This window comes from Trinickia sp. (genome assembly GCF_057351765.1).
This window is the reverse complement of sequence record NZ_JBMRBK010000063.1, coordinates 1-22,959: the sequence shown is the minus strand read 5'-3', so window position 1 is coordinate 22,959 and position 22,959 is coordinate 1. Positions and strand designations below refer to the sequence as shown.

The 22,959-nt window shown below is 65.5% G+C and carries 22 protein-coding genes; 15 read left to right on the top strand and 7 right to left on the bottom strand.

Annotation, left to right across the window (positions count from 1 at the left end):
• Nucleotide 1 precedes the first annotated feature (1 nt).
• Genes gspK through ACO1XS_RS17095 form a run of 4 tightly spaced genes read left to right on the top strand, consistent with a single transcriptional unit; the run spans nucleotide 2 to nucleotide 3,948 of the window.
• A complete protein-coding gene (gspK, locus tag ACO1XS_RS17110) occupies nucleotides 2-1,147 on the top strand; it encodes a type II secretion system minor pseudopilin GspK (protein WP_414720329.1) in 1,146 nt (381 codons plus the stop codon).
• A 42-nt stretch (nucleotides 1,148-1,189) separates the two neighbouring features.
• Nucleotides 1,190-2,617: a type II secretion system protein GspL gene (gspL, locus tag ACO1XS_RS17105; protein ID WP_486391228.1), complete on the top strand. Its 1,428-nt coding sequence runs from the start codon at nucleotides 1,190-1,192 to the stop codon at nucleotides 2,615-2,617.
• Nucleotides 2,614-3,135, top strand: coding sequence for a type II secretion system protein M (locus tag ACO1XS_RS17100; RefSeq protein ID WP_331573618.1), 522 nt, complete (start codon nucleotides 2,614-2,616; stop codon nucleotides 3,133-3,135). The genes gspL and ACO1XS_RS17100 overlap by 4 nt, the downstream gene beginning before the upstream one ends.
• 33 nt (nucleotides 3,136-3,168) lie before the next feature.
• The gene (locus tag ACO1XS_RS17095) at nucleotides 3,169-3,948 is read left to right on the top strand and encodes a type II secretion system protein N (RefSeq protein WP_486391227.1); all 780 of its coding nucleotides are present in this window, start codon (nucleotides 3,169-3,171) and stop codon (nucleotides 3,946-3,948) included.
• A gap of 19 nt (nucleotides 3,949-3,967) precedes the next feature.
• Here the strand turns inward: ACO1XS_RS17095 and ACO1XS_RS17090 are convergent, their stop codons facing one another.
• Nucleotides 3,968-5,506, bottom strand: a complete 1,539-nt coding sequence (locus ACO1XS_RS17090) for an efflux transporter outer membrane subunit (RefSeq protein WP_486391226.1) — start codon at nucleotides 5,504-5,506, stop codon at nucleotides 3,968-3,970.
• Nucleotides 5,507-5,728: 222 nt separating this feature from the next.
• On the opposite strand from ACO1XS_RS17090, the gene ACO1XS_RS17085 reads away from it, so the two are divergent.
• Nucleotides 5,729-7,297, top strand: a complete 1,569-nt coding sequence (locus ACO1XS_RS17085) for a DHA2 family efflux MFS transporter permease subunit (protein ID WP_486391225.1) — start codon at nucleotides 5,729-5,731, stop codon at nucleotides 7,295-7,297.
• A gap of 9 nt (nucleotides 7,298-7,306) precedes the next feature.
• Here the strand turns inward: ACO1XS_RS17085 and ACO1XS_RS17080 are convergent, their stop codons facing one another.
• The 4 genes from ACO1XS_RS17080 to ada form a co-directional block, all read right to left on the bottom strand.
• Nucleotides 7,307-7,705, bottom strand: a complete 399-nt coding sequence (locus tag ACO1XS_RS17080) for a hypothetical protein (protein WP_331573626.1) — start codon at nucleotides 7,703-7,705, stop codon at nucleotides 7,307-7,309.
• Between the two features lie 119 nt (nucleotides 7,706-7,824).
• On the bottom strand, nucleotides 7,825-9,441 hold the full coding sequence (gshA, locus tag ACO1XS_RS17075; RefSeq protein ID WP_486391224.1) for a glutamate--cysteine ligase: 1,617 nt from the start codon (nucleotides 9,439-9,441) through the stop codon (nucleotides 7,825-7,827).
• A 138-nt stretch (nucleotides 9,442-9,579) separates the two neighbouring features.
• A complete protein-coding gene (locus ACO1XS_RS17070) occupies nucleotides 9,580-10,512 on the bottom strand; it encodes a DNA-3-methyladenine glycosylase family protein (protein ID WP_486391223.1) in 933 nt (310 codons plus the stop codon).
• The gene (gene ada / locus ACO1XS_RS17065) at nucleotides 10,509-11,633 is read right to left on the bottom strand and encodes a bifunctional DNA-binding transcriptional regulator/O6-methylguanine-DNA methyltransferase Ada (protein ID WP_486391222.1); all 1,125 of its coding nucleotides are present in this window, start codon (nucleotides 11,631-11,633) and stop codon (nucleotides 10,509-10,511) included. The genes ACO1XS_RS17070 and ada overlap by 4 nt, the downstream gene beginning before the upstream one ends.
• Nucleotides 11,634-11,972: 339 nt before the next feature.
• Between ada and ACO1XS_RS17060 the strand changes: the two genes are divergently transcribed.
• Entirely contained in the window at nucleotides 11,973-12,386 is a 414-nt protein-coding gene (locus ACO1XS_RS17060) for a VOC family protein (RefSeq protein WP_331573634.1), read from the top strand.
• Between the two features lie 12 nt (nucleotides 12,387-12,398).
• Here ACO1XS_RS17060 and ACO1XS_RS17055 read toward each other — a convergent pair whose 3' ends face one another.
• Both ACO1XS_RS17055 and sap1 read right to left on the bottom strand, forming a co-directional pair.
• Complete coding sequence (locus ACO1XS_RS17055) at nucleotides 12,399-12,950, bottom strand: YaeQ family protein (protein WP_331573636.1); 552 nt, start codon at nucleotides 12,948-12,950, stop codon at nucleotides 12,399-12,401.
• A gap of 141 nt (nucleotides 12,951-13,091) precedes the next feature.
• Nucleotides 13,092-13,436 carry a surface attachment protein Sap1 gene (gene sap1, locus ACO1XS_RS17050; protein ID WP_173257752.1) on the bottom strand — a complete coding sequence of 115 codons (345 nt, stop codon included), beginning with the start codon at nucleotides 13,434-13,436 and terminating at the stop codon, nucleotides 13,092-13,094.
• Between the two features lie 512 nt (nucleotides 13,437-13,948).
• Here sap1 and ACO1XS_RS17045 point away from each other — a divergent pair.
• From ACO1XS_RS17045 to ACO1XS_RS17005, 9 genes are all read left to right on the top strand, one after another.
• Nucleotides 13,949-14,575 carry a LysE family translocator gene (locus ACO1XS_RS17045; RefSeq protein WP_331573638.1) on the top strand — a complete coding sequence of 209 codons (627 nt, stop codon included), beginning with the start codon at nucleotides 13,949-13,951 and terminating at the stop codon, nucleotides 14,573-14,575.
• Between the two features lie 177 nt (nucleotides 14,576-14,752).
• Nucleotides 14,753-14,920 (top strand): hypothetical protein, encoded by a 168-nt coding sequence (locus ACO1XS_RS17040; RefSeq protein ID WP_331573640.1) that lies wholly within the window; start codon nucleotides 14,753-14,755, stop codon nucleotides 14,918-14,920.
• A 317-nt stretch (nucleotides 14,921-15,237) separates the two neighbouring features.
• Nucleotides 15,238-16,929, top strand: a complete 1,692-nt coding sequence (locus ACO1XS_RS17035; RefSeq protein ID WP_486391221.1) for a methyl-accepting chemotaxis protein — start codon at nucleotides 15,238-15,240, stop codon at nucleotides 16,927-16,929.
• A 140-nt stretch (nucleotides 16,930-17,069) separates the two neighbouring features.
• Complete coding sequence (gene cysC / locus ACO1XS_RS17030; protein ID WP_486391220.1) at nucleotides 17,070-17,801, top strand: adenylyl-sulfate kinase; 732 nt, start codon at nucleotides 17,070-17,072, stop codon at nucleotides 17,799-17,801.
• The gene (locus tag ACO1XS_RS17025; RefSeq protein WP_486391297.1) at nucleotides 17,794-18,837 is read left to right on the top strand and encodes a DHH family phosphoesterase; all 1,044 of its coding nucleotides are present in this window, start codon (nucleotides 17,794-17,796) and stop codon (nucleotides 18,835-18,837) included. The genes cysC and ACO1XS_RS17025 overlap by 8 nt, the downstream gene beginning before the upstream one ends.
• Before the next feature lie 42 nt (nucleotides 18,838-18,879).
• Nucleotides 18,880-20,007, top strand: a complete 1,128-nt coding sequence (locus tag ACO1XS_RS17020) for a sulfotransferase family protein (protein ID WP_486391219.1) — start codon at nucleotides 18,880-18,882, stop codon at nucleotides 20,005-20,007.
• A 50-nt stretch (nucleotides 20,008-20,057) separates the two neighbouring features.
• Nucleotides 20,058-20,855: a sulfite exporter TauE/SafE family protein gene (locus ACO1XS_RS17015; RefSeq protein WP_486391218.1), complete on the top strand. Its 798-nt coding sequence runs from the start codon at nucleotides 20,058-20,060 to the stop codon at nucleotides 20,853-20,855.
• Nucleotides 20,856-20,936: 81 nt separating this feature from the next.
• Nucleotides 20,937-21,872, top strand: coding sequence for a sulfate adenylyltransferase subunit CysD (gene cysD / locus ACO1XS_RS17010; protein ID WP_486391296.1), 936 nt, complete (start codon nucleotides 20,937-20,939; stop codon nucleotides 21,870-21,872).
• A 43-nt stretch (nucleotides 21,873-21,915) separates the two neighbouring features.
• Nucleotides 21,916-22,959 (top strand): sulfate adenylyltransferase subunit 1 (locus ACO1XS_RS17005; protein WP_486391217.1); only part of this gene is annotated, 1,044 nt, incomplete at its 3' end.

Here is a 22,959-nt window from a genome sequence, read left to right as displayed (position 1 = left end):
GATGCGCCTTCGCGTTCCTGCCGTTCGCCGCCGTATGACCTCGCGCGCGCCTGTTGGCGCGCCGCGTGAGCGCGCGAACGAGCGCGGCGCCGCGATCGTCACCGCGCTTTTCGTCGTCACCCTGGCCGCGATACTGGTCGCAAGCGTGCTCTGGCGGCAACAGATCCAGGTGCGCCGCATCGAGAACCAGCGTCTGCTGGCGCAGGCGCAATGGGTCTCGCGCGGCGCGCTCGACTGGACGCGGCTCATTTTGCGTGCCGAAGCCGATACGGCGCCGACCGTCACGTATCTTGGCGGCGTCTGGGCGGTTCCGATTGCCAAAACGAAGCTTTCGGACTTTCTCGGCAAAATCGGCGCCGCGCAGGCGGGGCAAGGCGAAGACACGTATGTATCGGGCTCCATCGAAGACGCGCAGGGCAAGTTCAATCTTCGCAATCTCGTCTCCATACCGGCGCCCGGGCAGTTGCAGATCGACATTCAGCAGACGCTCGCCTTCCAGCGCTTATTGCAATCGTTCGGCTTTGCCGGGCAGCAACTCGCGAGGAAAACGGCGGTTTACATACGCGCGTCGCTCAAGCAATCGGCCACGCGTTTTCAGGCGCAGAACAATCCGTTGACGGGCAACGCTCAGCCGCAGCAACTCGGCGGCGCGGTGGGAGGCAATAATTTCACGAGCAAACCCGGGCTTCAGGATACCGACGACGACTCGGGCGATGTACCGCTGCAGATGACGAGCGTCGATTCGCTGCTGAACGTACCGGGCTTTACACCGGAGATCGTCGAGCGGTTGCGCCCGTTCGTGACGGTGTTGCCGACGCAAACGCCGATCAACATGAATACCGCCCCGGCCGAAGTGGTCGCCGCTATTACGCCGGGCATGACGGTTTCGACGGCACAGGCATTCGTTTCGCGGCGCCAGACCGTATTTTTTCGAAACACCGGCGACGTGACGCTGGCTTTGCGCGGCGCCGGCGCACCGCCCCAGGCGTCGGACGCGAATTCGATTCCCATCGACGTCACGACGAGCTATTTTTTCGTCCATGGCCGCGTGCAGCATCGGCGCGCCGAAGTCGATCGCACGACCCTCGTCTATCGCGACCCATTGACGCATTCGACTCGCATCGTGCGAGTCGAAGACGCGCCTTGAGACGGTTTGCGAAGACCTGAGCCAACCAGGAGATAACGGCCTTTGAGCACGTTGATCGTATTTTTGCCACCGCGCGACCCGGCAGTGCCGTCGCAGGAGTGGCAACTGCCCGAGATGCCCTTCGTCCTGTTCGACAAGGGCGGCCGCAAGGAACGCGCGGGCCGCGCGGAACTCGCCTTTTTGCCGCGCGCATCGACGACCGTGCTGATCGTCGCCGCGCGCGACGTCCTGATGCTTGCGGCGATGCTGCCGCCGCTCAGAGGACCGCGGCTCAGACAGGCGCTGCCGAACGTCGTGGAGGATCGGCTGATCCAGGACGCGGCGACGTGCCATGTCGCGCTCGATCCGCAGCCGCTTCCAACCGGCGCTCGCGTGCTCGCGGTCATCGACCGGGGGTGGTTCCGTTTCATCGTGGAGGCGTTCTCGGCGGCGGGACATCGAAGCTTGCGTGCCGTTCCGGTGACGCGATGCCTGCCTGCGCCCGCAGGCGCGGCTCCGATCGCCGAGCCCGAACCGGCGCTTGCCGAAGCCGGACTCGCGCCGGCGGCAGCACCGCTGCAGCCCGCCGCATCCGTCGTCTCCGCACCGCTCATTGCTGAGCCGCAGCCTGTCGTGGCCGCGCTGCTCGGCGCGATCGGCGAAACGGCGCCCGCCATCCTGGCCGAGACGGCGGCAGGCGGCTCCCCCGCGCCGCTCGCGACGAACGAGCCGCGGGTCGAAGTAGCCATCGCACGCGGTGCACTCGGCGAGGGTCTTGCCGTGCCGGCTTCGATGCTCGCCTCGACGCTGTCGGCGCTGGCGGGCGGTCACGCGTTCGAGCTCTTCGAGCTCACCGGCTTGCCCGGAAGCGAGCCGCGGCTCGATGCGCCGGCGCCATACGGTACCCATGTCGCCGCGACTGCCACAGCCGCCGCGTTGTCGTTCGAGAGCCTCGCCCGCGCGGCACTCGACGCTCGCTTCGATCTTTGCCAGTTCGAGTTCGAGTCTCGGCCATGGCGGCTCGATCGCGCGACCGTGAGGCGGCTGCGCGTGCCGATCGGCCTCATCGCCGCGTCGCTCGTCGTCGCCATCGTCAGTGCGAATGTGCAGTGGTTCATGCTGGCACGCGAGCGCGACGCGCTCAACGCGCAGATGACCGAATTGCTGCTGAACGCGTTTCCGAAGACGGCCGCCGTCCTCGATCCGCCGGCGCAGATGAAATCGCAGCTCGAGCGCCTGCGGCTTGCCGCAGGTCAGATGTCGCCGGACGATTTCCTCTCGCTGGCATCGCGGCTTGCCGCCGCGTTCGGGTCCCTGCCCGTCAATGGCATCGCGGCGCTCGACTATCACGACCGCCGGCTCGAGTTGACCTTCAAGCCGAACGTCAGTGCCGATCCGGACTTTTTGACACGGCTCGCGCAGCACGGCCTTGGGGGCCAGTTCGACAGCAACACGGGCAAATGGACCATCAGAAACCGGAGCGGACAATGAAGACCCTGACCGTGCTCGCCAACGCTTGGGCGGGGTTCTGGGCCGGACGCACGGCCCGCGAGAAAACGCTGCTGACATGGGGCGGCGCTCTGCTGGCGGTCGTGATCGCCTACTCTGTGCTGTGGGCGCCGGCTCAGCAAGGACGTGCCGAGCTGCGCGCGGCGTTGCCGGCCATGCAGCGCGAACTCGCGCAAATGACGGCCGAGGCGGACGAGGCCCGCGCGCTCGCGCCGGCCGCGCAGGGAGCGGCGCCCACGGGGCTTGCGCTCAAGGATGCGCTGGCCGCTTCGCTGACGCAGGCCGGCTTCGTCTCGCCGCAGGTGCAGCTCGCCGGCGACGCCGTGCGCATCGAATTGAAGAATGCGTCGTTCGCGGCCTGGGCGATGTGGCTCGACGATGCCCGACGGCAATTCAAGGTCCAGGTGGCGGAAGCGCATGCGACGGCCCTCAAGGTCGACGGCCAGGTCGATCTGACGGCATCGTTGCAGCCCCCGTCGGCCGCGCGTGCAGGCCACTGACACGCAGCGAAACGCTTCCCGAGAGAACGACGAATGAACATCTGGATGCGCCGCATCGCCGCGGCGTTGCCTTGGCTCGCGATTGCCGGCGTGGCCTGTACCGCCGTGCTGCTCGTGTTGCTTCCAGCCGCATGGATCACACCACAGGTGGCCAAGGCGACACAGGGGCACATCAATTTGATCGAGCCGCAGGGCTCGCTTTGGAGCGGCTCCGCGACACTGATGCTCGCAGCGGGCCCGGACGCGAGCGGCGCGACGGTCCTGCCCGGGCGCATCGAGTGGGAAACCGCGTTTTGGCCGTTGTTGGCGGGACGGTTGCACCTCCGGGTGCGGCAGACCGATGCAATGCCGCGGCCCGTAACCGTCGATGCGACGTTCGGCGGCGCCAGGCTCTCCGCGAGCGATATGGCGCTGCCGGCGGCTTTGCTGAACGGCCTCGGGGCGCCGTTCAATACGCTCGACCTCAAGGGCAGCGTGCACGTTACGTGGACGGAGTGGCACCTGATCCACAGGAACCTGTTCGGCCGCTTTGATGTGAGACTCGACGATATGGTCTCGCGCGTCTCGCAGGTGAAGCCGCTCGGCTCCTACCGTGTCGTGCTGCAGGCGCAGGGAGCGGCGTCCACGCTCGATCTGTCGACGCTCAAAGGTCCGTTGTTGCTGAGCGGTCACGGAACGCTCGCGGGCGGCGGCGTGTCGTTTCACGGCGAGGCGAACTCGGCCCCCGAGGCGCGCGACAATCTGGCCGGGCTCTTGAACCTGCTCGGACGCCCGACGGGCACGGGCACGGTCGCGCTCGACTACACGCGGTAGACAGCGCGAACGCGCTCGATTACCGCGCGAGCGGTGCCGAGGCGGGCGCGGCGCTCGCCGCAGTGGCGGCTTCACCCGCCATGCGCGCGACATCCCAGCCGCCGCCGAGCGCCTTCACGAGCCCGACCGACGACACCATCCGCTGCCCCGCGATATTGGCCAGTTTTTGCTCGGCGGCGAATGCCGTGGTTTGCGCGGTCAACACGTTCACATAGCCGACCGTCCCCGCCCGATACTCGTTCGTGACGATGGCGAGCGCCTGCCGGGCCGAATCGACCGCCTGCCGCTGCACGACGATCTCGCGCGCGAGAATGCGCTGCGAGGCGAGGTTGTCTTCGACGTCCTGGAAGGCCGTGAGCACAGTCTGCCGATAGGCCGCGACCTGCTGATCGTAGGCGGCGCGCGCGGCTTCCGTCTGCGCATGCCGCAGTCCCGCGTCGAAGAGCGTGGCCGCAAGCGTGGGGCCGACCGACCAGAACCGCGAAGGCAGCGTGAGCAGCTTCGAGAACACTGAGTTCTCGAACCCGCCCTGTGCCGAAAGCGTCAGCGACGGGAAGTAAGCCGCTATCGCAACGCCTATCTGCTCGTTGGCCGCGGCCGCCTTGCGCTCGGCGGCGGCGATGTCGGGCCGCCGTTCGAGCAGCGCGGAAGGCAGCTCGAGCGGGACTTCGGGCGGCTCGGCCTCGAGGGGGATCGGTTCGATCGAGAACGTCGAGGCCGGCACGCCCACCAGTACGGCGATCGCATGTTCGTTTTGCGCGCGAGCGACGCCGTTGTCGATCGCGGCGGCCTGGGCCGATTGCAACTGGGTTTGCGCCTGGATGACGTCCGAGCGCGCGGCAACGCCTTGTGTGTAACGGTTTTGCGTCAACTGCAGCGCCTGCCCGTAGGCCTTCACCGTATCGTCGAGCAGCCTTTGCGTCGAATCGAGGGCGCGCAATTGAAAGTAGGTTTGGGCCAGCGTCGCCTGCGCGGAGAGCCGGGCATTCGCGAGCTCGGCCGCGGCGCTTTGTTCGCCGGCCCGTTCGGCGCTGACCGAACGGCTGACCTTGCCCCAGAGATCCGGCTCCCAGGTGGCGTCGAGCCCGATCTGGAAACTGTTCGAAACACGCGAGCGCGTCGTGCCGAACGCCGATGCACTCGAAAGTTGCTGGCCCGAACGTGTGGCGCTGCCCGACAGGCCGAGCGTGGGGAAATACGCGGCGCGCGCTTCGTCTACGAGCGCGCGCGCCTGACGGTACGCGGCCGCGAATTGGGCCACCGACTGGTTTGCCGTATCGAGCTGGGTCATCAGCGCATCGAGCCGCGCATCGCCGTAGATTGCCCACCAGGGGCCGCGGTCATGGCGATCGGCCGGCTCGGCCACTTTCCATCCGGGCGGCGCCTCCTTGAACGACGAAGGCACGGACGCCGCGGGCCGGTGGTAATCGGGCCCGACGGCGCAGCCGGCGAGCGCGAGCGCGGCGGCCAACGCGGCCGCCTTGACGACCGGCAGGAAAGGAAACACCGAGAGGCGGCCGCCCGCGGCGGTGCGCGCGTGAATTCGAGAGGACTGCATAGGTGGGACCCGGCTTGCGATGCGGCGATGGTAGCGCAGTGCGTGCCCCGGCCGGGTTACGCCTCATTACAGTAGGACACAGGTTACCGCACGGCCGACGAAATGATTGCATGGGTGAATATTGACATGGCAACCAATTAGCGCGATATTGTCGGCCAGCTCGACAAGCAGGCGTCATCTGCGGCACGACGCTGTGGCGATGGACCATTCAAGGGGATATGAATGAGCAACGCTGCTTCCTCGACGGCTTCGCCTCGGCGAGCCGACCCGCCCGCTCCGCTCACGGGCGCTACACTCGCGCTGCTGACGGTGGGCCTGGCGTTCGGCACCTTCATGGAGGTGCTCGATACGTCGATCGCCAATGTGGCGGTGCCGACGATCTCGGGCAGTCTGGCCGTTGCCGCGAGTGACGGCACCTGGATCATCTCGTCGTACTCCGTCGCGGCCGCGATCGCCGTGCCGCTGACGGGCTGGCTTGCGCGGCGCGTTGGCGAAGTGCGGCTTTTTACGCTGGCGGTGCTCGCATTCACGATCGCTTCGGCGCTATGCGGCCTCGCTTCGAACTTCGAATCGCTGATCGCATTCAGATTGCTCCAGGGGCTCGTTTCGGGGCCGATGGTGCCGCTCTCGCAGACGATCCTCATGCGCTCGTACCCGCCGCAAAAGCGCGGCCTTGCGCTGGGGCTGTGGGCGATGACCGTGATCGTCGCGCCGATCTTCGGTCCGGTGATGGGCGGTTGGATCACGGACAACTACAGCTGGCCGTGGATCTTCTACATCAATCTGCCGATCGGCCTGCTCTCCGCCTCGGCGGCGTTTTTTCTGCTGCGTGGCCGCGAGACGCCCACCGCGCACCAGCGCATCGATGGCGTGGGCCTCGGCCTGCTCGTGGTGGGCGTGGGCTCGCTGCAGATGATGCTCGACCTCGGCAAGGACCGCGATTGGTTCAGCTCGCAATTCATCGTGGGGCTCGCATTGACTGCGGCCGTGGCGCTGGCGTTCCTGCTGATATGGGAGGCGACGGAACGTACCCCCGTCATTGACCTCACCCTTTTCAAGGACCGCAATTTCGCCCTGGGCGCGATGATCATTTTTTTCGGATACATGGCGTTTTTCGGGTCCGTGGTGATCTTCCCGCTCTGGCTGCAGACCGTCATGGGATACACCGCGGGCCTCGCCGGTCTGGCGACCGCGCCGGTCGGCTTGCTCGCGCTCGTGCTCTCGCCGATCATCGGGCGCAACATGCACCGGCTCGATCTGAGAATGGTGGCGAGTCTCGCTTTCACCGTATTCGCGATCGTCTCGCTCTGGAACGGGACCTTCACGCTCGACGTGCCGTTCAGTCACGTCATCTTGCCGCGCATCGTGCAGGGTATCGGCGTTGCCTGTTTCTTCGTGCCGATGACCACGATCACGCTCTCGAGCGTGTCCGACGAACGCCTCGCGAGCGCGTCGGGTCTCTCGAACTTTCTGCGTACGCTGGCTGGCGCGATCGGTACCGCGATCAGCACGACCTACTGGGAAAACGATGCCGTCTATCACCACGCGGTGCTGTCGGAGTCGGTCAATGCCTACTCGGCCGCCACGCAACACTATCGCGACGCCCTGAGCATGCTCGGCATGGCGGGCAGCAGCGCCACGGCTCAGATCAACCAGGTCGTCACGCAGCAGGGCTACATGATGGCGACCAACGACTTCTTTCGGATCTCATGTATCGCGTTCGTGCTGCTCGCGATGCTCGTCTGGGTGACCAAGCCAAGGCGCGGTGCGGGCCCGGCGATGGCGCACTGAGTTCGGCGCTCAGTTGGCCGGCGCCGCGCCGGCCCTGACGAACTGTTTGAACTCGGCGGCCGCCTGCCACGGATCGGGCCGGCAACCCGTCATGCTGTCGCAATGGGCGGCGAAGCCGATCGTCTCGGAGCCGTCGGCGTTGGCCGTTCTCGTAATTTGATAGGCCAGCTTGCCACTGCCCCCCTCGGGGCCCGTCGTCACGATCAGCGAGTCGCTTGCTGTTTGCACGGGGTATTCGCTGTGGCGGCTGACCCACTGCTGGGCACGAGCCCACCAGCGTGCGCATTCGTCGGCATGCGCACAGATGAGCGGCGCGGTGGCGGCCTGCATCGTGTCAGGGGTCACGCGATCCGTCGTCGAGCAGCCCGCGGCGAGTACGCACGCGGCTACCCATGGCATGGTCTTCATTCGAACCGCCCCTCGTTGGTTGGCATGCCGGTTCGACGCGCAATGCGCCTCGGCGTTCGCGCCGGATCGCAGCAGCCTTGCCGTCGATCGGTGAAAACGGTTCCGATCGCCGATCGCCCTCAAACGCTGAAGCGTTCGAGCGTATAGCTGCGGTAATCGTTGACGAATGCGTCGAAAGAATCCGGGTCCGTGTCGCGCTCGAGCGCGGCCTGCTCCTGGAGCGAACGTTCGGCGAACTCGGTTGCCGCGCGCGCCTCGTCGGCAGCAGGCGGCCGCGCGCGAAAGTAGGCAGCGTGCGCGCGGCTTTGGGCCAGACCGAACGTGAGGAAATCCTGTTTGCGCTCGCGCATCGCGGTGAGCACGCGCGCGGACGGCGTGGTCTCGGGCGCCGCGAGTTTCGCGCGCTGCGCATCGAGCGCGCGCCGATGCGCATCGCCTCCGGCCACTGCGTCGAGTGCATCGGCGGCGAGTTCGATTTTCGCCAGCCATTCGTCGGCCCAATCGACGAGCGGCACTTCGCGGCCGTCGCGCGTGAGCCGCAGGTCCGGCTTGCGCCCCTCGAGCGTGACGCGTCCGAAGTTCGCATTCGCCTCGATATAGGCGGCGTGGGGCAACGGCGGGCTGTCGTCGAGCGCACACACCAGCAGATAAGCGTCGAGAAACCGTGCCGTTTCGAGCGAGATGCCGCACGGCTCGAACGGATCGATGTCGAGACAGCGCACCTCGACATACTGGACGCCGCGCGCTGCAAGCGCATGCAGCGGCCTTTCACCGGAGCGCGCGACGCGCTTGGGACGAATCGTCGAATAGAACTCGTTCTCGATCTGCAATACGTTGGTATTGATTTGCACCCACTCGCCGTTGCGATGGGTGCCGATGGCTTCATAGGGCGCATACGGCTCGCTCACCGCGCGCGCGAGCGCGTCGAGATAGCCGGGGAGCGAATCGTAGTCAGGCTTCAAGGCGGCCTGGGCCGTCGTGTTCGAGTAGCCGAGATCGCTCATGCGAAGGCTCGTCGCATAAGGCTTGTAAAGCGTCGTGGCATCGAACGGCTCGAGCGTGTGCGGCCGCCCGCGCAAGAAGCCGCGATCGAGCACCGGCGACGCGCCGAACAGGTACATCAGCAGCCAGCTCGTGCGGCGGAAGTTGCGAATCAGCGCAAAGTAGCGAGCCGACTGGAAATCGACAGCGGTGGCGGGCGACGGCTCCGCCGCGTGAAGCAGGCGCCACGCTTCCTCGTCGAGCGAGTAGTTGTAGTGGATGCCCGCAATGCACTGCATCGTTCGGCCGTAGCGCAACGCGAGCCCGTGACGGTACACATGCTTGAGCCGGCCGATATTCGACGTGCCGTATTGCGCGATCGGGATTTCGTCGTCTTCGGGCAGCGCACCGGGAATCGAGTCGGTCCAGAGCATCTCGTCGCCGAGCTTCGAGTAGACGAATCGATGGAGCTCGTCGAGGCGTGCAAGTGTGTCGGCGGGCTCGCGCTCGGGTGAAGTGATGAGCTCGATCAGCGCTTCGGAGTAGTCCGTCGTCAGCGACGGATGGGTCAGCGCCGAGCCGAGCGCGCGCGGATGCGGCGTCATCGCGAGCGAGCCGTCGGGTGTGACGCGCAGGCTCTCCTTCTCGATGCCTCGCAGGCCGCGCGTGAGCACGTCGCCTGCTTTGGGCGAGCTCAGCACGGACAAGCGCCGCGCGAACGTCTCGGAGCGGATCGAAGATGGGTTGTCTGACATCGAAGCCAGCCCGGAATTCGCACGTTTCGCGAGCGACGCCGGGCAATCGTTTTTGAGTAGCGGGCACTTTAACACCGCGCCAGGAAGCGCGCTTGGCGCATCCTCGGAGTGTCGTGCCCGTAAGCAGCGCGGACGCGCTCAGCCGCCGCGTGCGCCGGCCGCACGGTCTGCGGTCTCGTTCCAGAGATGCATCGCGGCATAAGCGCGCCAGGGGCGCCAAGGGGCCGTGCGCGCATGTCGTGCGGCGGGGCGGGCGCACGATGCGTCGCGCGCGCTCAGCCACTGCATCAGCACGAGGTCCGTCGCCGGCCACGCATCGGCATCGCGCCAGGCCCGCATGGCGATGTACTCGACGGTCCACGGGCCGATGCCCGGCAATGCGAGAAGCGCCGCGCGCAGCGTCGGGAGATCGGCGCCGGGGGCGCGTGGGTCGTCGGGGCGTTCGATCCGAACCGCGCCGGATGCCACCGCTTGCGCGACGCCTTGCAGCGCCGCGACGCGCTTGCCGGGCATGCCGATTTCGTTCAGATCCGCCGCGGCGAGGGCGGCGGGGCTTGGAAACCGCCAGGCGGTGCCGTCGTGCGGATGGTCTTCGAGACGCGCGCCGGCTCGCGCCACGAGCCGGCCGATGAGCGTGGTCGCCGCCTTGACGCTGACCTGCTGGCCGACGATCGCACGCACGACGAGCTCGAACGCCGACCACGCGCCCGGCACGCGCAGGCCAGGCGCCGTTTCGACCAGGGGCGCAAGCAGCGCGTCGCGCCCGAGATGGCCGCCGATGCGGGCCGGATCGGCGCCGACATCGAACATGACGCCGACGTGCGCGGCGAGCGCATCGGCATGGCGGCTCGCCGGTCCCTGAACCGTGACGACGAGGCAATGCCGACGCGGATGCCGGCGCACGGCGAGTGTGCCGGTTTCGCCATGCCATTCGATGGCGCGGCGATAGACGCCGTCTTCGACGACCTCGACGCCGGGCGTTGCACGGCCCGCGAAAAAGCGCAGCACGCGCGGCCAATCGTAGGGCGCTTTGAATCGAAGCTCGAAGGTGACTTCCGGCGCGGCGTTCAAGCGGCGTCGTCCATATCGGCACGTTTGTCTTCGGCCGCCGCGGCCTGCGGCGCGCGACTCGCCCCGCTGCCGCGCCGCCTGGCTTCCCCTTCGAGCAAAGCCGCTTTGCGTTCGAGGCCCCATCGGTAGCCTGCCAGTGCGCCGCCCTTTTGGATGACGCGGTGGCACGGAATGGCGAGCGCGACCGGATTCGAGGCGCACGCGCTGGCCACGGCCCGCACGGCCCGCGGCTCGCCGAGCGATTCGGCGATATCCGTGTACGTCCTCGTTTCACCGTACGGTATCCGCCGCAACGCGTCCCAGACCCGTTGTCGAAACGCCGTTGCGGCCACATCGAGCGGCAACTCGAAGGCCTCGCGCGAGCCGCTCAGGTAGGCCTCGATCTGGGCGATGAACGGCGCAATGCGAGCCGGGTCCTCTCCGAGCGTGGCATTCGCGAGCGCGCCGCGCAACTCGGCGACCAGCTCGTCGGCGTCGTCGCCGAACGCAATGCGACAGATGCCTTTATCGGTGGCCGCGACGAGCACATGGCCGAGGACGGTCGGCGCGCAGCCGTAGCGAACGACAAGACCGGCACCTTTGGACCGGTAGGTCGACGGTGCCATGCCGAGATCGCCTGCGACGTTGCTGTAAAGGCGCGACGAGGAGCCGAAACCCGCGTCGAGCGCCGCGCGCGTGACGGGTTCGCCGCGCTGCAAGGCATCGCGTAGCGCCGCGCCACGCCTTGCCGCTTGATATTGGCGCGGCGAGAGGCCCATGACGCGCGTGAACAATCGTTGCAGGTGGAACGGGCTCACATGCACGGCATCGCTCAACTGCGCGAGCGTCATTCGGGCCGACGGATCCGCGTCGAGGGCTGCACGGGCGCGCTCGACGATCGCGAATTCGCGCGGCAGGCCGCCCGGCCGGCACCGCTTGCACTCCCTAAAACCGGCCGTGCGCGCCTCGTCGGCAGTCGCGAAGAAGGCGACGTTTTCCCGGAGCGGCATACGCGATGCGCAAGAGGGCCGGCAAAACACCCCCGTCGTGGAGACACCATAGAAAAACGCGCCGTCGGCCTTGGCGTCGCGAGCCGACACGGCGCTCCAGCGTTCGTCGTCGGTTCGGTAGGCGGAATCCATGTTGTTCCTCGCAAAAAGAAGATCGATGAGCTTCACTGTATGCCTGCGTCGGGTCCTCCGCGCGCCGCATCTTGCGGTCTAATTTGGAGCGGCCGGAAACGCGGGCGCCAATGCTCACCGCGCACCTTTCAATGTTCCGACAAAAATATATTGCATTGCACCATGACTTTGTGTATAGTGTGACTTGTCTCCTCCATGTCTCCTCCTGATATGGATTCAACCCGCTCGTTCTCGAGCGGGTTTTTTTTCGCCCGCTCTTCGGGCTTCCGCGCTTGTATTCCGGCCGCGCTCTACACTGGGCAACGATATTCGATCGAACCCATGAGAGGAGGTGTGCCGATGAAGCCGATCATCCGCGATATCGACCATGTGGTGATTCGCGCCGCCAACCCCGAGGCGTTGAAGCGCTTTTACTGCGATGCGCTGGGTTGCGAGTCCGAGAAGGACCAGCCCGAGCTCGGTCTCACGCAGCTTCGGGCCGGGCGCGCGCTGATCGATCTGCTGGCCGTGGGCGGCCCGCTCGACCGGGCCCAAAGCGGTGCGCCGGGCACGGGCCGCAACATGGACCACCTTTGCCTGCGCGTCGAGAACTACGATCCCGCCCGGCTGCGCGTTCATCTCGAAGCGCACGGCGCAACGCTGGGCGAGGAAGGCCGGCGCTATGGCGCCGAGGGGTACGGCCCCTCGCTTTATCTATTCGACCCGGAGGGCAATATGGTCGAGCTCAAGGGACCGCCCGAAACGCTTGCGTGAGCATCTGGCCGCTCAGCCGCCCGCCGGTTTGAGCTCTGTCCACTCGACGGCCACCGGCTCGGCTTCGCCGCCGCTCACCCATGCGGAGCCGTCTTGAACCGTCACCTGAAGCCGCATCGTCCGTTCGGCAAGCCGCGCGAGGGCAGCGGCGGTCCCTTCCGCCAACGACCACACACGCAAGTTGGCGAGGCGCTCGGCCTTGCTGCGTACGCCCTGCCACCAGATATCGGACGTTCGGCCGCCATAGGCAATCACGACGACATGGCCGGAGCGTCCGCAGGCTTTGGCCATGCGCCGCTCGTCGGGCTGGCCCAGCTCGATCCAGGTTTCGATGGCGCCAGTCAGATCCTTTTGCCACAGATCCGGCTCGTCCGTGTCGGAAAGGCCTTTGCAGAATTCGAGCCGTTCGCTCGCGAAGAGCGCGAACGCGACGATGCGCACCATCATCCTTTCGTCGGTTTCAGACGGATGGCGGGCGACAGTGATGGAATGGTCGGCGTAGTAATGCCGATCCATGTCGGCGATTTGCAACTCGGCTTTGTGGATCGTCGATTTGAGAGCCATACGGCACCGGAAAAATAGCGTTTCGCGGGCCGTGGCGCACCTTTGGGGAGCCGCAAAGGTGCATGACGCTGTGAGCTACAAACACGACACCGCGCCGGCATCGCATGCCGGCGCGTGATGATAGCGGATCAGGCAGGGGTGCTACTGCTTGATGAACCGATCGTGCGTCCAGAGGCCTTGAGTATCGCCATTGCCCGCGTTGACGAATTCGACGTCATGGCCAACGACTCGAACCGCCCGGAACGACGAGTGTTCAGGCGTGGACAAGCATTCATAGCCCGCGAAGAATTCCTGCATTTTCTGTTGCTCGCCGGCCTGTGCGTGCCGATCGGCCGCATCGAATTTGTCTTTCGACAGGCAGCCATAGGCGCCGGATCGGAGTTCGAAGGTTTGCTGCGGCTTGATGACGTTATCTTGCGCCTGTGCAATCGAGACAGCAGTGCCAAAACCCACCAATACGAAAAGCGATGCGACGTACTTCCTCATTTCCTGCCTCCCAATGCGGGTTTTTACTTAGGTTAGCTATGTGTTTAAAGGCAAACTAAAACCCACGGTTTTGAACATAGAACAGGCGCGAAAAAGAACAAGCACAATTTGTGTGCGGTTGCAAAAGCGACGGATTGTCGCAGGTGTGGCGCAGCGGTTAAAGCATGCGAATTGCATCGGTAAGCGCCGGTCCGGCCCCACCGGCGCAAGCGCGAGCGAAACTGCTCAGGGCCGAGTGGTAAGGCTTTGCGGCGCGAGCGACTTACATCGCGTCGACTGTCCGCAACTGCCTCAATTGATCGGTGCGATATTGGTGCAGTGCACACAAGAAGGCCCCGGGAATCCCGGAAATCGCTCGAACGAATTAGCTGGTTACTGAATAAAAACGATGCCCGGTCGATAAATCGACGGTGGCAACCCTTCACACGTCGCTTATCCGGCATCGCGGCCGGCTTTTTGTTGCATTACGCATCGACTCATGGATTAATCGGGTTTTCCCTTGGGGGTTTTTCATGAGCTTTGCGCACTGGCTTCCATTCGCGATCGCATCGGCAATCGTCATCGTCATTCCCGGGCCGACGGTCTTGCTGGTCGTCTCTTACGCGCTCGGCCACGGTCGCCGCTATGCGCTGGCCACGACCGCGGGTGTGGCGTTGGGCGACTTGACGTCGATGACGGCCTCGATGGTCGGCCTTGGCGCCGTACTGGCGGCGTCGGCCACCTTGTTCACCGCGATCAAGTGGGTGGGGGCGGCTTACCTCGTCTATCTGGGTGTGAAGCTGTGGCGCGCGCCTGTCGTCGAACGCGATGCGCCGGACGTATCGGAAACGCGCACGGCCCGGGTCTTCGCTCACGCCTATGCGGTGACGACGTTGAACCCGAAGAGCATCGTTTTTTTCGTTGCATTCGTGCCGCAGTTCATGGACCTGCACGCGCCGATGTGGCCGCAAGCCGTCGTCCTCGAGGCCACCTTCGTCGTGCTTGCCTCGTTGAATGCACTGGGCTACGCGATACTTGCATCGAGCGCGCGACGCGCCATCCGCAGCCGCAAGGTTCAGCGCGCGGTCAACCGCACCGGCGGCACGATGCTCGTGGGCGCGGGTCTGCTTGCGGCAAGCTGGAAGTCGGCCAGTGCCTGACGCGCGATCTGCGCTGCTGCTGCACGCCTGCGCTGTGCGCGCCGCTTGCGGCGCCTCCCGCTCGGCGCCGAATGCGCGCTGCGACGCTTAGCGCGGCACGTCGCAGCCGGTCGGCGCGGCCTCGCTGCACTACAATGAGTTGCATTGGTTGCCACGGGAACAGGACGGAGGTTCATCGTGATCGAACACTTCATATTGGGAACCTTTCTCGTATTGCCGTTGGTCATCGTCGCGTTTCTTTTCTCCGACGAATTGTGGCAGGAGCACCGCAAGGAAACCCGTGTACCGGGCATGCGGCGTATCGATTGGCGCCACCCTCTGCGCAGTCTGCTGCACCGTCATTGACGCCCGCAATTCGTCCGGCCGCTCTCTTGTTCCGACCCGTCTTCGCTCAGCGGTTCGCTGCGTTTCCGTGCGCCCGACACGTATAAAAATCCGATCCTAGGGTTGTGTAGGGAACCGCCGACAAGTTGTAGCCATTTGGTTCTGATCGCTCGCCGATCGATATTTTTTTCTCATAAGTATGACGACTTGCTCAAGCCGACGACTGGGGTGCCGTTGACCACTTTGTAGCCGGAAAAAGCGGCTGCCACGTCCGACGCGCTGAGAGAGCAGCCTGTCGGCTCGTGCGTTGATCGGGACTTTTAAAGGCGTCATAGAACATGAACTTATCCCAGATGAAGGTAGCGACCCGGCTCGGTATCGGTTTTAGCCTGATTTCATGCTTGCTGGTCGCGGTCACCATATTCGCGCTTTATCGAATGGCTCAACTCGAGTCGTCGATGGTCGAAATCACCGATATCAATGCCGTCGAAGCCGGACTGGCGAATCAGCTCGATCACACCATCTCCAATCGAGCACTCGCGCTGCGCAACTTGATCCTCCTGCAAGCCGATCAGCAAGACCAGATCGCGATCGAGACGACGCGCTTCGACAAGGAAACGCAGACCTACGAGGACGCGCGCACCAAGCTGGCGACGATGTTCCAGAACCCGCAGACGACACCTGAAGAGCGCGCGCTGCTCGACCAGATTCGTCAGCAGGGTGAGCTCTCGTTGCCGCTGATGATGAAGGCGAAGGAACTCGCAATGGCCGGTCAGCGCGAGGCGGCCTATCATGTGCTGCGCGCCGATCTGCGTCCTGTACAGGCCAAGTGGTGGAAGCTCGTGCGCGAATTGCGCGAGCTCGAGCGCCAGCAAAACGACACGGAAACGGCCAGCGCCAAGCAGTTGTACGACATGAGCCGCACGCTGATGATCGGACTCACTGTGCTCGCTGTGATTCTGAGCGTCGCGTCGGCGTTGATCATTACCCGCAGCGTACTCAAGCAGCTCGGTGGCGAACCCGCAGCCGCCGCGGAAGCGGCCAACCGCGTCGCTACCGGCGACTTGACCGTGCGCGTGGCGACTCAGCCCGGAGACGACGCCAGCCTGATGTACGCGATGAAGACGATGCGTGACAGCCTCGTCGGCATCGTGGGACAGGTTCATCGCAGCACCGGCGCGATTGCGACCGCGGCGAACCAGATTGCAAGCGGCAATCTCGATCTCTCGTCGCGCACTGAAGAGCAGGCCGCATCGCTCGAACAGACCGCCGCATCGATGGAAGAGCTTACCGCCACCGTGCGCCGCAACTCCGAGCACGCGCGCCAGGCGAATGTGCTCGCCACGTCGGCATCGGGTGTATCGGAGCGGGCCGGTTCGGTCGTGTCGGAGGTCGTGCAGACGATGGGCAGCATCCACGAGGCTTCCCAAAAGATCGTCGAAATCATCAGCGTCATCGACGGTATCGCCTTCCAGACCAATATCCTCGCGCTCAACGCGGCTGTCGAGGCCGCGCGTGCCGGCGAGCAGGGGCGCGGCTTCGCCGTCGTCGCGAGCGAAGTCCGCTCGCTCGCTCAGCGTTCGGCCACCGCGGCCAAGGAAATCAAGGCGCTCATCGGCGGCTCGGTCGAGCAGGTCGCGCTCGGCAACAAGCTCGTACAGGAAGCCGGCACGACGATGAGCGAAGTGATGGACAGCGTGAAAGGCGTAACGCTGATCATGGTCGAGATCATGAGTGCGAGCGAAGAACAGGCCACCGGCATCGAGCAGATCAATCAGGCGCTCACGCAGATGGACCAGGTCACGCAGCAAAACGCGGCGCTCGTCGAGGAGGCCGCGGCAGCCGCCGAGTCGATGCGCGAGCAAACCGCAGCGCTCGTCCACGCGGTCGGCGTGTTCAAGCTCGAGCAGCCGGGCGGTGCATACGAGGTCGAGGCGGTGACGCATGGCGTACCGGCGTCGGCGAGCGCGCCCTGGCGCCTCGCCCGGCCCGCGGCGGCACTCATCGCTCACGACGTGCAGCCGGCCTGAGCATCTCAATCTATTTTCATCACACGTTCGCTTGAATGGCCGCCGCGCGCGATATCACGCGCCGGCTGCGGTGCCGCGACCATGCGGCACGGGCAATGGCGGCCATATAGCGGGGCTGAACTCGAAGGAAGGGACCGTTCATGAGCTGCAAAGCGCTGAGCTCCTCCTCTGGCACCGAACACACCGAGACCCACGCACAGGAGCGGCATGCGACCGTGAGTGCGTTCGGGCTGAGCGCCGAGCGCCGCGAGCCGTGCGCACCGGCGAATGTGTTTTGGCACGCGGGCACCGTTTCCGGCGAAGCGCGCGCGCGCCGCTTCGGCTGCGCACCGCTCACCTTCTGGCTGACCGGCTTGAGCGGTGCCGGCAAGTCGACGATCGCGTACGAGTTCGAAAATCTGCTGATTCGCGACGGGCAGCCGTGCGCGGTGCTCGATGGAGACAACCTGCGGCACCGCCTGAACTGCGACCTCGGTTTTTCGGAGCGCGATCGCCATGAAAACGTGCGGCGCACGGCCGAAGTCGCCCGCTTGATGAACGAGAACGGGCTGATCGTCGTAGCATCGCTCGTATCGCCGTACCGCGTCGATCGGGAGACTGCCAAGGCGATCGTCGGCGCAGACCGGTTCGTCGAAGTCCATGTGAGCACCTCGCTCGATGTATGCGAGTCGCGCGATCCGAAGGGGCTCTATCGCAAGGCGCGCAGCGGCGAGCTTCGTGGATTCACGGGCGTATCGTCGCCCTACGAGCCACCCGCTGAGCCCGCGCTGGTCGTCGATACGGCCGCGTCGACGCCGGCCAGTGCGGCGGCGGTTCTTCATGCCTACCTGCGTGAGCAAAACGGAGGTGTCGATCGTGTCGCTCATGGCTGATCGTGCGAGCAGCGTGCCCGAGCCGCATGCGGCGCGGGCTTACGATGTCTTCAACGGCGACGCCGATGGCATCTGCGCCTTGCATCAACTGAGGCTTGCGCGACCGTTGCCGGCCGCACTGGTGACGGGCGTGAAGCGCGATATCTCGCTGCTGGAGCGCGTGCCGCGAAGCGCGGGTATCGAGGTCACGGTGCTCGACATCTCGCTCGATGCGAATCATGCGGCGCTCGTCGATCTGCTCGATGCAGGCGCGCGCGTCGTCTATTTCGACCATCATGCGGCGAGCCGTGCGTTCGCGCACACGCAGTTGCGTTTCGTATGGGACGACTCGCCCGACGTGTGTACGAGTCTCATCGTCGATCGCGAACTCGGCGGGCGGTTTCGCCGCTGGGCGATCGCGGCCGCGTTCGGCGACAACCTCGATGGCGTGGCGCGGCGGCTGGCAGCCGACGATGGATGCACGGCGAACGAGACCGATGCGCTCGAGACGCTTGGCCGCATCCTCAACTACAACGCCTACGGCGAAACGCTCGCCGATCTGCACGTTCCTCCGGACCGGCTTTATTGCGAGCTGCACCCATACGACGATCCGCTCGCCTTCATTGCCGATGCGGACTGCTACAAGGCGCTGGCCGCCGGCTATCGCGCGGATCTCGCGCGCGTGGCGTCCGTCGAGCCGTATTGGCGGTGCGAGGGTGCGTCCGTCTATATGCTGCCCGATGCCAGCTGGGCGCGGCGGATTTCGGGCGTGCTGGCGAACCGGCTTACGCAGTGCGAACCGGGGTGTTCGTTCGCAGTCCTCACTGAATGCGCGAGCGGTGCCTATGGCGTCAGCGTTCGCTCGGGCGACGCGCGGGCACGGCCTGCCAACGTGCTGTGCGAGCGCTTCGCGAGCGGCGGCGGGCGGCGTGCGGCTGCAGGCATCAATCGATTGCCCGCGGATGAACTCGAGGCTTTTCTTGCTGCATTTCGCAGCTATTTCACCGGGACCGATCCGAGCGGGAGAGCGCTGGGACCGGGACCCGATCCAACCTAACCTACTCATTCGACCGAGACCAAACGATAAGGACTCCTGTCTATGAACAAGAGCAACCCGACCGGGGGAAACGGGAACCGTCCGGTGCCCGTGCTGATGATTCCGCTGCGCCGCTGTGGATCGCACGCGCTGCGGCTGCGACTCAATTTCAATCCGCAGTTCTACTCGCCGTATCCGCTGCATATCGTCGACTTCATGCCGCTTTTGCCGCTTTACGGCGACCTCGAAGACGACCACGCCTACTTCCGTCTGGTGAGCGATGTGGTTGGCCTGCAGGCTGTCAGCATGGTCAAGTGGCCTGGCGTCGTGTTCGATCCGGTTGAAATATTCGAGGCCATCCGCCGCGCGCCGCGCAGCGTGCATCGCATCGTATGGGAACTGCTGCTGCGCTCGGGGGAGGCACGGGGCGCACGCATCGTCATGGACAAGTCGCTCGACAGCGTTCACTACGCCGACGAGCTGATGAGGCTCATGCCCGATATGCGGTTTCTGAACGTCGTGCGCGATCCGCGCGCGCAAATCGCGTCGATGAACAAGGCGATCATTCACGACTTCGATACGCTGCTCAATGCGCGGACATGGGTCGAGGCGCATCGGGCAGCCGATTCGCTGCTCGAGCGCTATCCGGAGCGCGCGATGACGATTCGCTACGAGGATTTCCTCGAGGACCAGGAGGCTACGCTGAGGAAGATCTGCGGGTTTTTCGGCATCGACTATTTGCCGCAGATGCTCGACGTGTCCCGCTCGGCGGAGGCAAAGCAGATCGCGCGGATGTCGGCGCTCTGGTCGTCGAACTGTTTTGCGCCGATCCCGGCGAATATCGACAAGTACAAAGCGCAACTGTCGATCGAGGAGATCGCCATCATCGAAACGCTGACCGCGCGGTATATGCGGCGTTACGGCTATGAGTTGGCGACCGATGCCGCGATCGAGATCGATCCATCGAACTTCGATGCGGCGCGCCGTCTTTCGGATGAGCGTAAGCACGAAGCATGGCGGACTCTGGAGGCAACGAATTTCCGCGACTACGTATTGCGACGCCAGCGCGCCGAGTATCTCGCGACCGTGCGCGTTCGCATGGAGACGTTGCGCACCGCGCGCCAGCCGGCGGGCGTAGCGGACCGGCAGCGGCTCGACGAGCTCGTGACGCCGTTCGAAGTGACCGACTGAACGCGCGATCGGTTGCGGCGCATCGTCTATACGGACCCAAGGAGGTTCCCATGTCTGTGCCTTTGTCCTGGCTGCAAGCGCAAATTGCGCTTGCCGGCGCATCCGGCTTGTCGATCGGTTTCACGCTCGGGCTCGTCGGCGGCGGCGCCGGCACGCTGGCCGTCCCGCTATTGCTGTACGTCGTTAAAATTGGCGATCCGCATCTTGCGATCGGCACGACGGCCGTGGCGATTGCGTTGACGGCGCTCGTCAATCTCGTCACCTATGCGCGCGCCGGTCTCGTGCATTGGCGCACGGGCGCGTTGTTCGCGACGGCGGGCGTGGTGGGCGCGTTTGCCGGCTCCACGTGGTCATTGCGCGTCGACGGTAGCGCCATGCTGCTGCTGTTGGCCGGCATCGTGGCGGTTGTCGGCGCGCTGATGTTCTCGCGTGCGCAAGGCGGCAGCGCGTCCGAGCCGGGCCCGCTGCCGCGCGGGCGCGGACTGGCAACCGCGGGGGCGGGCGTTGCCGTCGGTAGCGTATCGGGCTTTTTCGGGGTGAGCGGGGGTTTTCTTTCCGTACCGGCGTTGCATCTGATTGCGCGCATTCCGATGCTCGAAGCGGTGGCGTCGTCGCTTGTTTCCGTTGTCGCGTTCGGCACGACGACGGGCCTCAACTATGCGATCGCCGGCAAGGTCAGCGTGCCGCTGGCGCTATCGCTCGTCGGCGGCGGGCTGGTGGGTGGGCGTGCGGGCATGCGCATGGCGAAGACCCTTGCGCGGCGCGGCGCGCTCCTGCGCCGACTGTTCGCCCTGGTGCTGATCGCAATCGCCGCCTATATCGCCTATCGTAGTAGCGCGCCGCGGTGAATCGCCGGCTCGCATCCAACGAACAATCGTAGAACCTGAGACGAACACATGAGTACTATTTATCGATCGGCAGAGTCGGTCATGGTGACGCGCACGGTCACGACGAACCGCATGGACCACCTGGACTGGCTGGAAGCGGAATCGATCCACATTCTGCGCGAGCTGGTGGCGGAATGCGCCAAGCCTGCGCTGCTGTTTTCGGGCGGCAAGGACTCGGTGGTGGTGCTGCACCTGGCGCTCAAGGCGTTCGGGCTGGGCGCGAACCGCAAGACGGTGCTGCCGTTTCCGCTGGTGCACATCGACACCGGTCACAACTATCCGGAAGTGATCGAGTTTCGCGACCGGCGCGCGGCCGAGCTTGGCGCCGAACTCGTGGTGGGGCATGTGGAAGATTCGATCAAGCGCGGCACCGTGCGGTTGCGTCGCGAGACGGACTCGCGCAATGCCGCGCAGGCCGTCACGCTGCTCGAGACGATCGCGCAGCACGGTTATACGGCAATGATCGGTGGGGCGCGCCGCGATGAGGAGAAGGCGCGTGCCAAGGAGCGCATCTTCTCGTTTCGCGACGAATTCGGCCAGTGGGATCCGAAGGCGCAGCGCCCGGAGCTGTGGAGTCTGTTCAATGCGCGGCTGCACGCGGGCGAGCATCTGCGCGTGTTTCCGATCTCGAACTGGACCGAGCTGGACATATGGCAGTACATCGGGCGCGAGCAGCTGGAGCTGCCGTCGATCTACTACGCGCACGAGCGCGAGATCGTGCGGCGCAACGGGCTGCTGGTGCCGGTGACGCCGCTCACGCCGCTGCGCGAAGGCGAGACGAGCGAGAAGGCGCGCGTGCGCTTTCGCACGGTGGGCGATATTAGCTGCACGTGCCCGGTCGAGAGCGATGCGGACGACGTCGAGAAGATCGTGGCCGAGACGGCGGTGACGGACATCACCGAGCGCGGCGCGACACGCATGGACGACCAGGCGTCGGAAGCGGCGATGGAGCAGCGCAAGAAGCAGGGTTACTTCTAAGCGCCCAGCACACGAAGGATACGAAGGACACGAGGCAGGACTTATGAACACACATGAACCGGCGGATCTCGGGGTGCTGCGCTTCATCACGGCGGGCAGCGTCGACGACGGCAAGAGCACGTTGATCGGACGGCTGCTGTACGACAGCAAGGCGGTGCTTTCGGATCAGCTCTCGGCGCTCTCGCGCGCGAAGATGAAGCGCACGGTGGGCGATGAGATCGACTTGTCGCTCTTGACCGATGGGCTGGAGGCCGAGCGCGAGCAGGGCATCACGATCGATGTGGCGTACCGCTATTTCGCCACGGCCAAGCGCAAGTTCATCATCGCGGACACGCCGGGCCACGAGCAGTACACGCGCAACATGGTGACGGGCGCGTCGACGGCGCATGCGGCGATCATCCTCGTGGATGCGACGCGCGTGACGTTCGAGGCGGGCCAGGCGGTGCTGTTGCCGCAGACGAAGCGCCATAGCGCGATCGTGAAACTGCTGGGGCTGCAGCACGTGATCGTGGCGATCAACAAGATGGACCTGGTGGAGTACAGCGAGACGCGTTTCAACGAGATTCGCGATGCGTACGTGCAGCTCGCGCAGCAACTGGGGTTGAACGGGGTGCGGTTCGTGCCGGTGTCGGCGCTCAAGGGCGACAACATCGTGCGGGCGAGCGAGCGCATGCCGTGGTACGCGGGCGAGGCGCTGCTGGACGTGCTCGAGGCGTTGCCGGTGGCGCCGCCCACGGGTGAGGCGCTGCGTTTTCCGGTGCAGTGGGTGGCGCGCCAGGACGGCGCAAGCGCGGACGACTTCCGCGGCTACATGGGCCGGGTGGAAGCGGGCGAGGTGCGCGTGGGCGACGTGTTGACGGTGCTGCCGGCGGGGCGTGAGGCGACGGTGGCGGAGATCGTGGCGCCGGTGGTGGGTGGCACGGCGGCGGTGACGCGCGCGTTTGCGGGGCAGACGGTGACGATCCGGCTGACGGAGGATGTGGACGTCTCGCGCGGCGACACGTTCGTGGCGGCGCAGCGTGCGCCGCAGCCGGCGAAGAAGCTGGAGGCGGACTTGTGCTGGTTCGACGAGGAGCCGCTATCGACG

Excerpts from the sequence above, each read along its gene's own strand:
- gspK (WP_414720329.1), top strand. The coding sequence starts at position 2 with ATGCGCCTTCGCGTTCCTGCCGTTCGCCGCCGTATGACCTCGCGCGCG.
- ACO1XS_RS17100 (WP_331573618.1), top strand. The coding sequence starts at position 2,614 with ATGAAGACCCTGACCGTGCTCGCCAACGCTTGGGCGGGGTTCTGGGCC.
- ACO1XS_RS17095 (WP_486391227.1), top strand. The coding sequence starts at position 3,169 with ATGAACATCTGGATGCGCCGCATCGCCGCGGCGTTGCCTTGGCTCGCG.
- ACO1XS_RS17090 (WP_486391226.1), bottom strand. The coding sequence starts at position 5,506 with ATGCAGTCCTCTCGAATTCACGCGCGCACCGCCGCGGGCGGCCGCCTC.
- ACO1XS_RS17085 (WP_486391225.1), top strand. The coding sequence starts at position 5,729 with ATGAGCAACGCTGCTTCCTCGACGGCTTCGCCTCGGCGAGCCGACCCG.
- ACO1XS_RS17080 (WP_331573626.1), bottom strand. The coding sequence starts at position 7,705 with ATGAAGACCATGCCATGGGTAGCCGCGTGCGTACTCGCCGCGGGCTGC.
- gshA (WP_486391224.1), bottom strand. The coding sequence starts at position 9,441 with ATGTCAGACAACCCATCTTCGATCCGCTCCGAGACGTTCGCGCGGCGC.
- ada (WP_486391222.1), bottom strand. The coding sequence starts at position 11,633 with ATGGATTCCGCCTACCGAACCGACGACGAACGCTGGAGCGCCGTGTCG.
- ACO1XS_RS17060 (WP_331573634.1), top strand. The coding sequence starts at position 11,973 with ATGAAGCCGATCATCCGCGATATCGACCATGTGGTGATTCGCGCCGCC.
- ACO1XS_RS17055 (WP_331573636.1), bottom strand. The coding sequence starts at position 12,950 with ATGGCTCTCAAATCGACGATCCACAAAGCCGAGTTGCAAATCGCCGAC.
- sap1 (WP_173257752.1), bottom strand. The coding sequence starts at position 13,436 with ATGAGGAAGTACGTCGCATCGCTTTTCGTATTGGTGGGTTTTGGCACT.
- ACO1XS_RS17045 (WP_331573638.1), top strand. The coding sequence starts at position 13,949 with ATGAGCTTTGCGCACTGGCTTCCATTCGCGATCGCATCGGCAATCGTC.
- ACO1XS_RS17035 (WP_486391221.1), top strand. The coding sequence starts at position 15,238 with ATGAACTTATCCCAGATGAAGGTAGCGACCCGGCTCGGTATCGGTTTT.
- cysC (WP_486391220.1), top strand. The coding sequence starts at position 17,070 with ATGAGCTGCAAAGCGCTGAGCTCCTCCTCTGGCACCGAACACACCGAG.
- ACO1XS_RS17025 (WP_486391297.1), top strand. The coding sequence starts at position 17,794 with ATGGCTGATCGTGCGAGCAGCGTGCCCGAGCCGCATGCGGCGCGGGCT.
- ACO1XS_RS17020 (WP_486391219.1), top strand. The coding sequence starts at position 18,880 with ATGAACAAGAGCAACCCGACCGGGGGAAACGGGAACCGTCCGGTGCCC.
- ACO1XS_RS17015 (WP_486391218.1), top strand. The coding sequence starts at position 20,058 with ATGTCTGTGCCTTTGTCCTGGCTGCAAGCGCAAATTGCGCTTGCCGGC.
- cysD (WP_486391296.1), top strand. The coding sequence starts at position 20,937 with ATGGTGACGCGCACGGTCACGACGAACCGCATGGACCACCTGGACTGG.